The 14,053-nt window shown below is 67.0% G+C and carries 14 protein-coding genes; 7 read left to right on the top strand and 7 right to left on the bottom strand.

Annotated features, from left to right (window positions below; all coding sequences use genetic code 11):
• Window positions 1-55: 55 nt before the first annotated feature.
• From OG956_RS24680 to OG956_RS24665, 4 genes are read right to left on the bottom strand one after another with little or no spacing between them, the layout of a single operon-like run.
• The gene (locus OG956_RS24680; protein WP_330340164.1) at window positions 56-499 is read right to left on the bottom strand and encodes a hypothetical protein; all 444 of its coding nucleotides are present in this window, start codon (window positions 497-499) and stop codon (window positions 56-58) included.
• Entirely contained in the window at window positions 496-924 is a 429-nt protein-coding gene (locus OG956_RS24675; RefSeq protein ID WP_330340163.1) for an HK97 gp10 family phage protein, read from the bottom strand. Before OG956_RS24675 ends, OG956_RS24680 begins: the two co-directional genes overlap by 4 nt.
• Window positions 924-1,355, bottom strand: a complete 432-nt coding sequence (locus OG956_RS24670; RefSeq protein WP_330340162.1) for a DUF6093 family protein — start codon at window positions 1,353-1,355, stop codon at window positions 924-926. The genes OG956_RS24675 and OG956_RS24670 overlap by 1 nt, the downstream gene beginning before the upstream one ends.
• Window positions 1,345-1,722: a hypothetical protein gene (locus tag OG956_RS24665; RefSeq protein WP_330340161.1), complete on the bottom strand. Its 378-nt coding sequence runs from the start codon at window positions 1,720-1,722 to the stop codon at window positions 1,345-1,347. The genes OG956_RS24670 and OG956_RS24665 overlap by 11 nt, the downstream gene beginning before the upstream one ends.
• A 76-nt stretch (window positions 1,723-1,798) precedes the next feature.
• On the opposite strand from OG956_RS24665, the gene OG956_RS24660 reads away from it, so the two are divergent.
• From OG956_RS24660 to OG956_RS24635, 6 genes are all read left to right on the top strand, one after another.
• Entirely contained in the window at window positions 1,799-2,455 is a 657-nt protein-coding gene (locus OG956_RS24660) for a hypothetical protein (protein ID WP_330340160.1), read from the top strand.
• Window positions 2,456-2,696: 241 nt separating this feature from the next.
• On the top strand, window positions 2,697-3,983 hold the full coding sequence (locus tag OG956_RS24655) for a helix-turn-helix domain-containing protein (protein ID WP_330340159.1): 1,287 nt from the start codon (window positions 2,697-2,699) through the stop codon (window positions 3,981-3,983).
• A gap of 710 nt (window positions 3,984-4,693) precedes the next feature.
• Window positions 4,694-5,053 carry a hypothetical protein gene (locus OG956_RS24650; RefSeq protein ID WP_330340158.1) on the top strand — a complete coding sequence of 120 codons (360 nt, stop codon included), beginning with the start codon at window positions 4,694-4,696 and terminating at the stop codon, window positions 5,051-5,053.
• Between the two features lie 5 nt (window positions 5,054-5,058).
• Window positions 5,059-6,360, top strand: coding sequence for a radical SAM protein (locus OG956_RS24645; protein ID WP_330340157.1), 1,302 nt, complete (start codon window positions 5,059-5,061; stop codon window positions 6,358-6,360).
• The gene (locus OG956_RS24640) at window positions 6,357-7,262 is read left to right on the top strand and encodes a radical SAM protein (RefSeq protein WP_330340156.1); all 906 of its coding nucleotides are present in this window, start codon (window positions 6,357-6,359) and stop codon (window positions 7,260-7,262) included. Before OG956_RS24645 ends, OG956_RS24640 begins: the two co-directional genes overlap by 4 nt.
• A 31-nt stretch (window positions 7,263-7,293) precedes the next feature.
• Window positions 7,294-8,064 (top strand): hypothetical protein, encoded by a 771-nt coding sequence (locus tag OG956_RS24635; protein WP_330340155.1) that lies wholly within the window; start codon window positions 7,294-7,296, stop codon window positions 8,062-8,064.
• A 58-nt stretch (window positions 8,065-8,122) separates the two neighbouring features.
• On the opposite strand, the gene aspS is transcribed toward OG956_RS24635, so the two are convergent.
• Window positions 8,123-9,433: an aspartate--tRNA(Asn) ligase gene (aspS, locus tag OG956_RS24630; RefSeq protein ID WP_330340154.1), complete on the bottom strand. Its 1,311-nt coding sequence runs from the start codon at window positions 9,431-9,433 to the stop codon at window positions 8,123-8,125.
• Window positions 9,434-10,136: 703 nt separating this feature from the next.
• On the opposite strand from aspS, the gene OG956_RS24625 reads away from it, so the two are divergent.
• Complete coding sequence (locus OG956_RS24625; protein ID WP_330340153.1) at window positions 10,137-11,120, top strand: phosphotransferase; 984 nt, start codon at window positions 10,137-10,139, stop codon at window positions 11,118-11,120.
• A gap of 44 nt (window positions 11,121-11,164) precedes the next feature.
• Here OG956_RS24625 and serS read toward each other — a convergent pair whose 3' ends face one another.
• Together serS and OG956_RS24615 are read right to left on the bottom strand one after the other, a co-directional pair.
• On the bottom strand, window positions 11,165-12,481 hold the full coding sequence (gene serS / locus OG956_RS24620) for a serine--tRNA ligase (RefSeq protein ID WP_330340152.1): 1,317 nt from the start codon (window positions 12,479-12,481) through the stop codon (window positions 11,165-11,167).
• A gap of 362 nt (window positions 12,482-12,843) precedes the next feature.
• A complete protein-coding gene (locus OG956_RS24615) occupies window positions 12,844-14,016 on the bottom strand; it encodes a serine hydrolase domain-containing protein (RefSeq protein WP_330340151.1) in 1,173 nt (390 codons plus the stop codon).
• Window positions 14,017-14,053 lie beyond the last annotated feature (37 nt).

Here is a 14,053-nt window from a genome sequence, read left to right as displayed (position 1 = left end):
GCCTGGGGCCTAGCGTCCGCGCGGGCCTCCGCGGTGAGGGTGAAGAACCGAGTCTTCAGGCAGGTGTCACGGTGATCGTGACGCGTTGCACGTAGGACACGATAGCGCCTACCGCCGACACGGAAGGTTCTCCTCCGGCGTCGTAGGTCAACTCCCGGTCGATCACGCGGGCTTCGGGTACGTGCAGGTCGTGGGACCAATGGCCGTCGATCCGGCCGACGACGCCGGCGCGTACCCGGTCGGCCAGCCACTCGACCTGATCGGCCCGCTCCCCGACCGAGGTGACCTGATAGGACCAGGCCGCGTCCGCATGCCAGTCCCACAGGGGCGGGCCACCGAACTCAGCCGGCAGCGAATCGAGGATCGTGTACGGGGCGAGTGGGGGTTCCCAGCCGGACTTGCCCTGCACACGCGGGAGTTCCCCTATGCCGCACGGGCGGCCGGTGGTGTGCTCAATGAGGGTGGCGAGCGCGCGGGTAACCGGAAGGCGGGCGGTCACGGCAGCACCCCTTCGGCCAGGGCCTGGATGAACCCTGGTTCGGTCTGCCGGAATGCTGGTTCGACATGCGGAAACGGCGGCTGCCGGTAGTGCCGTCCGAGCGAGTCGACGCCGACGAAGCCGTACTCCAGCCGCCGCGCCTGCGGGGCATCGGAGAACACCTCGGCCGTGGCCTCGCCGCCGCTGATGCGCATCCGCACGTCCCAGGAGGCACGATACTGCCCGGTGATCACGTTCGGGCCGGGCCTGCCGCTGGCGTTCCGCTGGATGCGGACCCGCAGCAGCATGGCGTGATGCCGCGTGATCGTCCGCGTGCGGGCGCGGGCAGCGGGACCCATCCTGGCGAGCGCGGCGGCCAGCGCGATCGGGTCCCGGAAGGCCGTCGCGTCCGGGTGGGCGTTGGGGTGCGGGTTCGCCGGGGCCATCAGTCGATCACCTGGACCCGGACGATGCGCACCACGCTGTAGGTGCCTACCGCTTCGTCGGAGACGCGGAACCGGCGGCCGACCAACTGCGGGTCGCGGGGGCCTCTGGGGCGGACGGAGCCGGCCACGCGGATTACGTCGTCGCGCCGCAGCACGGGGGCGTCTACGGGCAGTACGGCTTGGTAGTCGGTGGTCGGCGGCTCGACGGCGACCGACCCGCCGACGGGCTGGGTGATGGCAGGGCGGCCGAGCGGCATCACCGCGCCGAGCCCGTCCCAGACCAGCTCCTCGTCCGGTGCGGGTGGCACCAGCTTGCCCGTGGTCTCGTCCAACACGTCGTCCGTACGGCCGGCGCTATCACGCCATACCTCCAGCTTGTCGTCGAGGATGCGGCCGACGACGCGGCGGGCGCCGTCCACGTCAAAGGCCACGGGCCCACTCCCCGAGTTGGGTGAGCATCGCCTTCGTCAGCGAGTACGGCTCGATGCCCAGGTCGGGGCGGGAAAGAGCCGCGCGTTCCAGAGCCTCCGGGTCGATGGCGTCGAGGAAGAGTGCCGCTGCCGGGCCAGGGTCCGGAAGGTCGGCGACAGCAACGCGGGCCATCCCCGACCAACGGGTGTCGCCTCGGTCGGCAACCTGCAGCAGGACCTCGGGCCATTCCCCGGCGAAGTAGTTGACCGAGTACGCCTTGACGGCACTCGGGTCGATCCGCGTGCCGTCGATCTCGATGTCGGCTCGATCACCCCGCGCAGTGATCGCCACGCGCCGGACGTTGTTCTGGTCGGTCGTGTGATCCATTCAGCCGACGTTAGGAGGGGTGTCGGACACAGTGCAGGAAGGCGGCGCTGTCAGTGGCTGCTGATAGAGATGCTTCGTGGCTGATGACCGTCCTCCCATGTCGCGACCGTTGCGAGATCTGCTCTATGCGATGCGGCACACAGGATGCGCTCTCCAACATCCCGAGCTGACCAAGTGGCAGATCATTGACGATCCCCAACTTGAGGCTCTCGCCTGGCATCGCGGCAAGCACGAGGCTGACCGCACGGAAGGCTTTGACCACCTGACTGAAGGACGACTCCAGATCGCGCACGTACGTACCTGGCCTGCCACCAAGGACCTCAGCCGTTCGTATCCACGGCTGATAGCCGAACGTCGCTTTCACTGTCTGGACAACGTGGTGCTGCTCTGCCCAGAAGCGCATGATCTGTACGACGGCGCTGGCATATTCAGCACAGACCTGATGCAGACGGCAGCACGCCTAACCTGGACACACCCGGGGGCACGTGGACCGCTCTTGCAGTACCTGCGCGCGACCGTGGAGGCGCGCTCTGGCCATCAAACTGAGAACACGAACTTACTCATGGCAGCCGAGTACCTCCGCCACGACCATGCCACCGACGTCCAGCCGATCGTGAGGGCCTTCGAGGCACGCTGCCGGGCCGCGGCGCAGGCCATAGAGCAAGGCGACCATACGAAAGTGCACCGAGGAGACATAGCCGTCTTCAGCATGCCGAGGTGGGCTGCTCAATGACAGGGAATCGGAGTGACGCGCCCGACCCTGCTTGATCAGTGGCGAAGTGCTGAACCCACGCTCCGAGGTCGGTCAAACTTGGGCAGCATGCCCCCCGTGATCATCACGGTTCGACGACAATGATCAAAATCGAGACCACAGCGGCCTGTGGGTCGAGCCGTGTCCCGCCCGCCCTGGAGCAGGGTTCATGACCGCCCTCACTCAGTCGGCCAGTTAACTCTTGGCGACGAACCTTCTGGGCATGGTCGGCAGTACGTACTCTGGCCACATTGCACAGAATCAGCGAGGGGATGCCAACGTGGGTGAAAGCTTGACGCTGGGAGACCGGCTCCGGGTGGCACGCAAGACGCGCGGGCTGTCCGCCGCGCAGCTTGCCCAGCGGGTCGCGGTCTCGCCAAGCCTCATACAGAAGCTGGAGTCGGGCGCCCGGAAGGCGACGCCGAGTCTGATGTTGGCCTTGGCGCGGGCACTGCACTTCGGCCCGGAGGTGCTGACCGGTCAGCCGTACTACGGGGATCCGGAGGCCGAGGACGGGGTGCACGCCGTCATCCCGGAACTGAGGCGGATTCTGCTGTGCTTCGACACACCCGACGAGTTGGAGACCCGTCCACGCCCGCTGGCGGTTCTGGCCTCCGAAGTCGACCAGATCGCGGCTCTTCGGCGCGACGCACGGTACGTGCCCATGGGGCCGCTGCTGCCTCCGGTGATCACCGAACTCACCCACGTTGCCCTCGATGCCCGCGGCGATGAACAGCAGAAGGCCTTCTGGCACCTGGCCCGCGCCTACCGCGCCGTGAACAGCCTCGCCCACAAGATGGGCCACCACGACCTGGGCAACACCGCTCTGGAGCGAGTTCGCTGGGCGTCTGACCGCAGCGGCGATCCGCTCATGCAGGTCACGGCCGGCTTCCTGGTGGCGGGGTCGATGCTGCGCCAGGGCGCGACCGAGTCTGCGCGCCGCAAGCTCAAGGGGTTGCGCGGCGAGCTGGAGCGGCTCCAGCCGGAACGTTCGTACACCCACGACGCGCTGGCAGTCGATGGGGCGCTGCTGCTGAAGCTCGCGGTAGTGGAGTCTCGGGACAACAACCCCGACGGAGCTGACGAGTTCCTCCGTGAGGCCGAGCAGGTCGCGCTCATCGCCGGCAGCCGAGACAGCCTTGCCTACAAGATGAGCTTTGGGCCGACGAACATCAAGATTCACGCGGTGCACACGCTGATCGACACCGGTGACAGCGAGCAGGCTCTGGCTCGACTCACCGAGTGGGGACAGGGCGGGACAGAGTGGGCGCCGCCGAGCACGACGGTTGGCGAGCGATCCAGCCACCACCACATCGACGTGGCCTCCGCGCGACTCGCGGAAGGCGACCGCGGTGGAGCGTTCGCGGAGCTGAAGCGAGCCCGGAAGATCGCGCCGAATCACACGCGATTCCACCCATCTGTACGCGAAACGCTCGGCGCCCTCCTGCGTATGGACACACATCCGTCCGTGGAACTCTCCGCCTTCGGTGCTTGGGCTGGAGTCGCTTAGCACAACTCGCCTCAACCGGGCGCTAGTTGGCCGGAATTGGGTACGGACAGTTTGTCCGCGCAGACCCGCTTCCAGAGTGGAATGGTCCTCTCACACTCAGTTGTGAGGGGGCCTTTCCTATGCCGGACGCGATCCCGACTGCTCGACTGCCGAGGTGGATGCCCATCGGCAGCGAGCCGGAGTTGTGTCCCGCCGGTACGTGGTGGGACGCCATCCGTGCGCCCGAACAGGTTGGTCGCAGGGCGGTAGAGCTCATCGAAGAGCAAGGACTACCTGCCGGGTCCGTCGTACTGGACGACGGCGGACGCGCGCCGCGTATGTACTTCATGACGCCCGTCGGCACAGCTGCGCGCTGGGACGAACCGGGCACAGTTGCGCTGGGGACGTCCTGCCACGTCCTGGTTCCCCCGGCGAAGCGAACGTCGGGGCTCGGGCTGCACTGGTACCGGCTGCCCACCGGTTCCCGCACCCTCACTTCTGCTGACGGGCTGCTTCGAGCCTTGATCAAGGCACGCAGGGAGCGCGAAGGCACCCCCCTAAGACTCGCTCCGCCGCCCGAGCGCGGTGGCCTGTAAGGGCCTGCAGGACCGTACTCGCTTGCGGCAGAGCGGCGCCGTCTCACCAACTCCCCGTGGGACGGCACCCGCCGGGTTCCGGCGGATGCAAGTGGTTGTACCAGCACATCCCGACACCCAACGAGAGGATCAGCTGTGCCTCAAGCCAGGCGAGAGAAGAAGGACCACCTGATCTACGCGGACGTCGTGGACTCCAAGTCCAAGGCGGGCGTGTGGATGGGCGAGCGGGCCTCGTTCCAGGAGAAGCAGGGCCGCATCATGGAGGCCCTGAAGGAACGGACCGACTGGGTGGAGCTGAAGGACGCGGTCATGGTCATCAGCACCGACCCGGCCGGCATCACGGTGATCGCCCCCAACCCGTCCCTGCCCGGGGTGATCGTGCTCGCCGACGGTGGCTCCCCGGCTGCCTCGGCGGAGCTCCAGGCCACCGCCGAGCGGCAGGTGCGCGAGGTCATGGGCGAGCTCGGCATCGCCGAAGAGGAAACGGCGGCCTGACGCTCATGGCCGCCCCCCGGATGCTGTGGGGGAAGTACTTCCAGTACGAGCGGGGCGGGGAAGCGGTTCTCCTCGACCCTGTCGGACTGGACAGTGTGTTCATCGACTCCGGCGAGGTCCACGACCTCGCCGGGGTCCCCCCGACCGCGACACATGAAGCCCTCGCCGGGCTCGGCTTCACCCCCGACGGCCCTGTCGTCGACCGACGTGAAGCACTCCATGAACGTCTTCGACTCCTCGGCCTCGACGCCGCCCCCAGCCGAATCAGCGGATTGCGAGTAGTCCTCACCGATCGCTGCAACATGGCCTGCACCTACTGCTTCGTCGACACGAACAGCGGCAAGCCGGACATGACGAAGGAAGAACTGTCGGAGGGGCTGGAGTTCCTGTTCGAGCAGAACGCCGGGCAGGAGGAAGTGTCCATCCAGTGGTTCGGCGGCGAGCCGACCATCCGCTTCGACCTTATGCAGTACGGCGACCAACTCGCCGATACGCTGGCCGACCGCTACGACGTAGCCCGAGTGCGGCGTACGGTCGTCACCAACGGTGCCCGCTTGACCGACGATGCCCTCAGTCACTTCGTGGCGTACCAGTACGGGGTCGGTATCTCCATCGACGGCCCCCCGGGCGTCAACTCCGCCCACCGCTTACTTCTCGGTGGCCAGCCCGCTGACGACCGGATTCGCCGCAACGTCGCCCGGTTCGTCGCCGCTGAGGGACTGCACGTGGGGTGCAACCTCACCCCGACGGCCGCCAACATCGGTCGCCTTGCCGAGACGGTCAGGTGGATCATCGATGACCTCGGGCTGAAGTTCATCTACGTCAACACCCCCATCCCCACCGGGGGCCAGTGGCGGGTACAGGGCGCCGACCTCGCCCGCGAACTCTACGAGGCACGGCTGGCAGCCTTGGGGCGGGGCGGAATGCTCTTCTCCGTCCTGGACCGTGCCTTCCAGGCGCTCGACACCCGCCGGCCCATGCTGTTCGACCACATGCAGGGCGACCGCAGCCTGAACGCAGCCCTACTGCCGGGCAACCGGGTCAGCCTGTGTGACATCAATTTCACCGAGCCGTCCTTCCTGCACACCCTTGACGCGCTGCGCGCAAACCCCAGCCTCATGGCCGGCGTGGCCAAGAAGGTCGCCCCTATCACCGATTGTGGGAACTGCCCGGCGTTGGCCATCTGCGGCGGGCCGTCCCGCAACGAGCAGGCTCTCATCGGCGGCGACCGTCCGGACCCCGAAATGTGCGAGTTCTACAGGACCAGCGTGGAGATCGCCGTCTGGGACAACACGGGGGTGCAATGAGTACCCGAGTCCGCACCGCACTGATCTCCACCGCTGGACACTGCAAGGTGGCCTGCGGCTTCTGCTTCCGGGCCGACCGAGCCCACGGCTTCCTGGACACCGCCACCTACACCCGCACCCTGTCGCGGCTGAAAGAGGTGGGTGTCGAAGGGGTCTGCCTGACCGGCGGAGAACCGACCCACCACCCCGAACTCCGGCAACTCGTACGGCTGGCCCACCAGTTCGGCATGTCCGTGTCGATAGTCACATCAGCACGCACAGTGGCTGAGGTCGTCGCCCTCTCTCAGGTCGCGCACCTGCTGACCAACGTCACCGTTTCCGCCGACTCCCGAGGTGCGATGCTGGCGGGGCGCACGACGCGGTCTGCCGCCTCGGGCATGGAAACGCTGCGCGCCATCAGCACTGAGGTGAAGATCCTTCACCTCACCTGTTGGGGCTTGAGCGACGGTGAGTGCGAAGAACTGGCCGACCTGGTGTCCCAAGCCGACGTGGAAGTCCAGTTCAGCCCGGTCGTCCTCGACGAGCGGGCTCTGCGCCGGGACGGTAAGTCGGTCCAGGACTACCTGGTGCAACAACTGATCGACGCCGAGGTATTGGGCCGCCACTTCCATCTGTCTGACCGCTACCACGCCTATCTCGGCGAACTGAAGAACCTGCAGTTCCCCGTGGACGGGGGCGAGCGGTGGTTGTGTCGCTCCGCGACCGCGTACGTCTCCCCCGACGGCCACATACGCCGCTGCCCCTACGGCCAGACATCCGTCAGCGTCGACGCACCGCGGTCCGCGATCAAGCAGTTCCTGACCGCGCCGGCGCAGGACCGGGTGACCCCGGACTGCGCCGCCATCTGCCGCCCCTCAACCACCTGCGACACCGCCGGTGCGGAGTGCGCCGCGCCGGCCTGATGACGCGCACACGACTCGATGGACCCCTTCTATGACGATCAAGACGCCCGACGACTTCACCGATCGCTGGCGGCAGCCGCCGAACTTCGAGCTGGATGTCTCCTTCGACTACCTGTTCGTCCCAGCTGTCGATGTCCTCGACAACATCCGCAAGGACGAAGAGGTCCGATTCACGATCCTCGGCGACGACGACTGGCAGGTTCGCATGGACCGCACAGCCGCCTTCCGCACCGCGCCGATCGAGGAGATCGTCACCTGGCCGTTCCGGCTGGTGCACTTCAACCTCAACCGCTTCTACGGCGATCTGCTCAGCGGCTTCCAGGAGGAGGTCATGATCCCGTGGCGGACTCACCTGTCCGCTCGCGGCTTCACCTGGCAGCGCCTCGCGCCGATCCTCTTCCTGTCAACAGCCGGTGCGTCCTCGACGTACCACAACGACAACTCCCACGGCCTGGTCTGGCAGGTGCATGGCATCAAGACGTTCCACAGCTACCTCGACCCCGGCAAACACCTGTCGCCGGAAGCGGCGGTAGTCGGCGAGACCACCGCTGAGGAGCCGCCCGAGCACGAGGCGGCTGATCGCCAGTCCATCACCATGCGCCCCGGCGACCATCTGTGGAGTCACGCTCTGACCCCCCATTGGGTCACCACGGAGTCGGCACTGGCCATGAGCGTGACGCTGTCCCACGGCGGCCTGTGCCACCAGGGCCGCTTCTCGGAGAGGGAGCTGGCCCTGCGGGCCTACTGGGACAAGAACCCCGGCGAGGCATGGACGCATGACCTGCGCAATGTCCGCTACTGAGCAGGTGCTCCACGGCACGCGGCGTCGGCCCGTGCCGTGGAGCACCATCCAAGGTCCGTTACGGGGTGAGCCGGTTCGGCCCGCGGAAGAGGAAGGTGGCCTCACGGATCGACTCCAGGCCGAGCATCACCATCAGCACCCGTCCAAGGCCCATGCCCAGACCGCCATGCGGCGGGCACCCGTACCGGAACGCGTTCAGGTAGTCCTGCATCGGCTCGGTACTCATGCCCTTCTCGGCTGCTTGCTTCAGCAGCACGTCGTAGCGGTGCTCGCGCTGAGCCCCCGTGGTGACCTCCAGCCCCTTCCACAGCAGGTCGAAGCTCAGGGTCACACTCGGGTCGTCGGCCGGCCGCATGTGGTAAAAGGGCCGGATGCTCACCGGGTAGTGCGTGATGAACACGAACTCGTGGCCGGTCGCCTGCTGGATGTGGGCACTGATGTTCCGCTCGCCCTCCGGGTCCAGGTCTTCCTTGATGCCTTCCGGGTCCCAGCCGCTCTTGCGCAGGATGTCGTGCGCCTCGGCCATCGTGATGCGCGGGAAAGGCGTTGTGGGGACGGTGATCTCCACACCGAACTGTTCCCGGATGGCCTCGCCGTGGGCGTCGGCCACCTTGGCGATCGCGTGGGCGAGCATCTGCTCCTCGAACGCCATGACGTCCTCGACGCCATCGATCCAGGCCAGCTCAACGTCGACGCCGGTGAACTCGGTGGCGTGCCGGGAGGTGAACGAAGGCTCCGCACGGAAGACGGGGCCGATCTCGAAGACCTTCTCGACGCCGGCGGAGATCGCCATCTGCTTGTAGAACTGCGGCGACTGGGCGAGGTAGGCGTTGCGACCGAAGTAGCCGAGCTTGAAGACCTCCGCGCCGGACTCCGAGGCCGTGCCCATGAGCTTGGGCGTGTGCATCTCCGTGGCACCCTGCGCGTAGGCGTATTCGCGCATCCCCTGCTCCAGGGTGGTCTGCACGGCGAACATCAGCTGGGTGGCAGGACGCCGGCGCACGTCGAGGAAGCGCCAGTCCAGCCGGTGCTCGATCCCGGTGTGCTCGTCAATCGGCAGCGGCGTGGCGGCCAGGTTCAGAACCTCGACGGCTTCAGGGACGAGTTCCAGGCCGCCGAGTTTGACCTGGGCGGCGTCCACGATGCGTCCGGTGATCTTGACGGCGGACTCAGGGGTGAGGGTTTCGAGCTGCGCTTCCAGCGGTCCGTCGTCACGCTTGTGGGTCACCTGCACGAGCCCGGTGTTGTCCCGCACGATGACGAACTGCATCTTGCGCTGAAGGCGGAGGGTGTTCACCCAGCCGCAGACGGTAACGGTACGGCCGACGTGTTCTCGCAGGTCAGAGACGTGTACGCGGCTTTGGATCATTGCGGTCCTCCGAAGGACGTCGTCATGATCCCTTGGGAGTGCGGGCGAGAAGGGCAACTCGCGGTGCCACCGCACTTTCGCCGCCATCTGATGGCGGCCTCATTCGGGCCCGGTGACGGGGGCCGGCCGGCGGGGCATTGGGCCACCAGATGGGGCCGTTCCTCCCCGCGCTCGGGAGGGTCTTCACCTCGGGGCGCGAGACCGCCTTCCCAGCTCCCGGCGGCTCTCTCTGCTCGCGTGATCCCTGGCTACTCGTCTCCGTCTACGCGTTGTCCGGAAGGATACGAAGACCGCGAGCAGGTACGCAATCGAGAAACGCCTCTCTCCCGCCACTCGCGTGTCCAGAACATCGATAATCGGCCTGTTCAAGACTGGGCCGTCCGTGTCGGCCATCGAGCCCGAGCACTCCGCCCTGCGCCACAGCGGTGGCCGTGGCTCAGCACGGATGGGCGCGTGATGCAATGAGAACCAGACAACTTCTCGACAAGCATCCAGCGAGGGACGACGACGCACTGCGCCGCGTACTCGAGGACGCCTCCATGGGCCGGTGGGAAGGCCCGCGAGACCTGCTCGCCGACAGTGGCGGACGCCCTGATGATGACGCCACCCGGAGGCATACAGGTTCAGTCGGCGATTTGGACGGACACGGATCCACGTGACAATTCCATCGCGCCGGGAAACACAACTCCGCCATCCTGACCGCATGCCTGACGTCATCACCTCACGCCTTCAGTACAACGCCACGGCGGTACGCCCAGACTGGAAGGACCTCCCACAAAATGTGCGCCAGCTCATCACCCGACGCCTCGGAGGCTCGGTACAGGCCGGGCGCAGCGCAGGGAGCGGATTTACCAGCGGCTTCGCCGCAGTACTCCGCGGCGCCCTTGGACCTCTGTTCGTCAAGGCGGTCAACAGCCTGGACAACAGCGTGGTCGCCGACTCCTACCGCAGGGAAGCGTTGATCAACCAGGCACTCCCGGCAGAGATTCCGGCGCCCCGCCTGCAGTGGATTGAGGAGCACGACGGATGGGTCGTTCTCGGCATCGACGCTGTCCCCGGTGGACGGATGCCCGCCTCGCCATGGAAGCCTGATGAGCTCACGGCCACCCTCGATGCCTACACGATCACGGCCGAGGCACTCTCCACCCCATCCACAGCACTCCAACAAGTGGGTCTCAAGCCCGTGGGTGACGGCGGTGACTTCGCCGACTGGCGCGCCCTCGCCAGAGGCGGCACACCCACGGGCACACTGCCTTCCTGGGTGCCGCTCGACCTGCTGGACGTGCTGGCCAGCCTGGAAGGCGGATGGCGGCAGGCCGTCGCAGGCAATGCCGTCCTCCACCACGACCTACGCCAGGACAACGTGCTGATCGACGCGTACGGCGCCGCGTGGATCTGTGACTGGAATTGGCCCTGCCTGGGGGCGAGCTGGTTCGACCTCGTCCTGCTCCTGGCCACCGCCTACGCCGACGGCCACGATGCCACGTCCCTGTTCGTACGGCACCCCACCGCCCGCGGAGTCGCCAGCGAGCAACTCGACGCGGCACTCGCCGCCCTCTCAGGGTTCTTCCTCAGCTCCGGCGGACAGCCCCCAGCAGACTGGTCACCACACATTCGCCAGCACCAGACCTGGTGTGGAGAGGTCACACTGCGATGGCTGGCCGACCGACGTGGGTGGGCCCTCTGACCTCAGGCCCACCCCTTCAGCGGTCGACAGACAGCCCGCTCTGCTCAGGCCGGCGACCGCGCTGCGAGGACGCCGCTCGGGATCCACTTGCGCAGCACCTCGGGAACCTCCACCGTGCCGTCGGCCCGCTGGTGCTGCTCCAGTAGCGCGGGCACTAGCCTGCTCGTGGCCAGACCCGAGCCGTTCAGGGTGTGGACGAACGTCGACTTGCCCCGCTGGGGCCGGTAGCGGATGTTGCCACGCCTCGCCTGATAGTCGCGGGCATTCGACACCGAGCTGACTTCGACGTACGCCTCGATGCTCGGAAGCCACACTTCGATGTCGTACGTCTTGGCCATCGATGCGCTGGTGTCCTCGGCCGCGAGTCGCGTGATCCGATAGTGCAGGTTCAGCGTCCTCACCAAGTCCTCTGCCTTGCCGAGAAGCTCCTCGTGTGCGGCGTCCGAGGCGTCGGGGCGGGTGAACTGGAACAGCTCGACCTTGTTGAACTGGTGCCCACGCAGGGTCCCTCGCTCGGCCGTGCGGTAGCCGCCGGCCTCCTTGCGGTAGCACGGCGTGTAGGCGACGTACTTCCGCGGCAGCTCCGCCTCGGCCAGTGTCTCGTCCCGGTGGAGATTGACCAACGCGGTCTCCGCAGTAGGCAGCAGGAACCGTTCCGGGCCTTGCTCGCCGTGCTCCAGGACGAACACCTCGTCGGCGAACTTGGGGAACTGGCCAGCCGTGTACCCGGCCGCGAAGGTCAGGATGTGCGGCGGCAGCACGAACTCGTAACCGTCCCGCACATGAGCCTCCAAGAAGTGGTTCAGCAGCGCCCACTCCAGGAGCGCGCCGTCACCCCGATAGATCCAGAAGCCGCTGCCGCCGAGCTTCGTGCCCCGCTCATAGTCGACCAAGCCCAGAGTCCGAGCGAGCTCCACATGGTCCCTGGGCGTGAAACCGAACTCCGGACGCTGGCCGGCTTCACGAATGACCTCGTTGTTCTCCTTGCCGCCGGCCAGCACGTCCGCGTCGGGAAGGTTCGGCAGCGGATCAAGAAAGGCCTGACGCGCCTGCTCCAGTTCGATGAGCCGCGCCTCGACGGCGGTCAGCTGCTCGCCCACCGACGATGCTTCGCCGTGCAGACTTGCCGTGTCCTCGCCCACCCGCTGCCGCTTCGCGATCTCGCCCGAGATCCTTTTGCGCTCCCCACGAAGGCGCTCCACCTCAGCCCGCACCTGCCGATAGTCGTCGTCCACGCGAAGAAACTCATCGAGGTCCACGTAGACCGCTCGCTTGGCCAACGCCTGCTCGACATGTGCTGGATTCTGGCGAATCAGGGTGACATCGATCATCGTGCCGTGCTCCATTCGATCAGTCATCATGACGTGATCCCTTGGGAGCGCGGGCGAGAAGGGGCAACTCGCGGTGCCACCGCGCCTTCGCCACCACCGAGTGGTGGCCTCTTTCAGACCCTGTCACGGGGGCCAACCGGCGGGGCATTGGACCTGCCATGAGGCCGTTCCTCCCCGCACTCGGGAGGGGATTCACCCTGGGACGCGAGGCTGCCTTCCCAGCTGCCAGCAGCTCTCTCCGGCTCGCGTGATCCCGGGCTACTCGTCTCCGTCAACGCGTTGCCGGGAAGGATACGGACACCGCGATCGCGTCCGCAATCGAGAAACCCTTCGGTGACTAACGCAACGCCCGGGCTGCCGCCCGGAGCTCATGCCTTTACCCCGAGGATCGGTTATCCCAGCGACCTTCGCACCGCATCGACCAGCAACGTCGCGCGCACATCGTGGGGGCCACCGATGATGTGGTTCATGACGTAGCCGAAGGCGACGCCGTGCTCCGGGTCGGCGAAGCCGAGTGAGCCGCCTCGGCCGGTGTGTCCGAAGGCGTTCGGACCTGTCATGGGGTTGGCCTCTGTGGGCAGCATGTATCCGGAGCTGAATCGGCTTGGTACTACCATCACTTGGTCCGTCCCGCTGGCCTGCTCCTTGGTCGCCGATGCGACGGTTTCCGGTGAGAGCAGGCGCATCCCGTCCACCTCGCCGATCAGCGCAGCGTACATGCGCGCCAGTCCGCGTGCGGTGCCGATGCCGTTAGAGCCCGGGAGTTCAGCAGCCTGCACCTCGGGCGAATCGAAGTCGATCTCGGCCGGGTCGGTGACCGCGTACGCCCTGTTGCTGAATGAGTTCGGGTCGCGCCAGGCGGCCACCAGTTCGCGGAGTTCCTCGGGAATCGACTCGACGGGCACAGTGGTGAGGTCGACGTCCGGTCGCTTGTACACCATGCGACTGACCCGGTCGCGGTCATCCGCTGGCAATCCGATGAAGAAGTCCAGGCCGAGGGGGACGGCGATCTCGTCGGCGAAGAAGCGGCCCGGCGTCCGGCCGGACACTCGGCGGATCACCTCGCCGACAAGCCAGCCCCAGGTCCGACCGTGATACCCGTGTGCGGTACCTGGAGTCCACAAGGGACGCTGCGCGGCCAGTGCGGCCGCCATCGGAGCCCAGCTCAACGCCTCGTTCAGCGGTACCGGCTCGTCTAGCGCGATCAAGCCCGCCTGGTGGGACAACAGCCAGCGCACCGGGATGTCCGCCTTGCCGTTCGCGGCGAACTCCGGCCAGTACTTCGCCACCGGCGCGTCCAAGTCCAGCGCGCCACGCTCGGCTAGCATGTGCGCCGCGGTCGCGGTCGCCCCCTTGGTGGCCGAGTAGACGAGCTGCAGCGTGTCCCGTGTCCACGCCCGGCCGGTCTCCGGGGCTGCGACGCCGCCCCACAGGTCCACCACCGGCCGGCCGTACTGGTACACGCACACCGCCGCGCCGATGTCCCCGTGCTGAGAGAAGTTCGCCGCGAACGCCTCACGCACCGGTTCGAACCCAGCAGCGACCTCACCGTCGATCCTCGTCATGCCGTCCATCCTGGCATTTGCACCGACCACTCCGGCC

Origin of the sequence: Streptomyces sp. NBC_00557 (assembly GCF_036345995.1) — a bacterium.
Lineage (GTDB): Bacteria > Actinomycetota > Actinomycetes > Streptomycetales > Streptomycetaceae > Streptomyces.
Note: the sequence above shows the minus strand (reverse complement) of the source record. Positions and strands in the feature narration are given on the sequence as shown.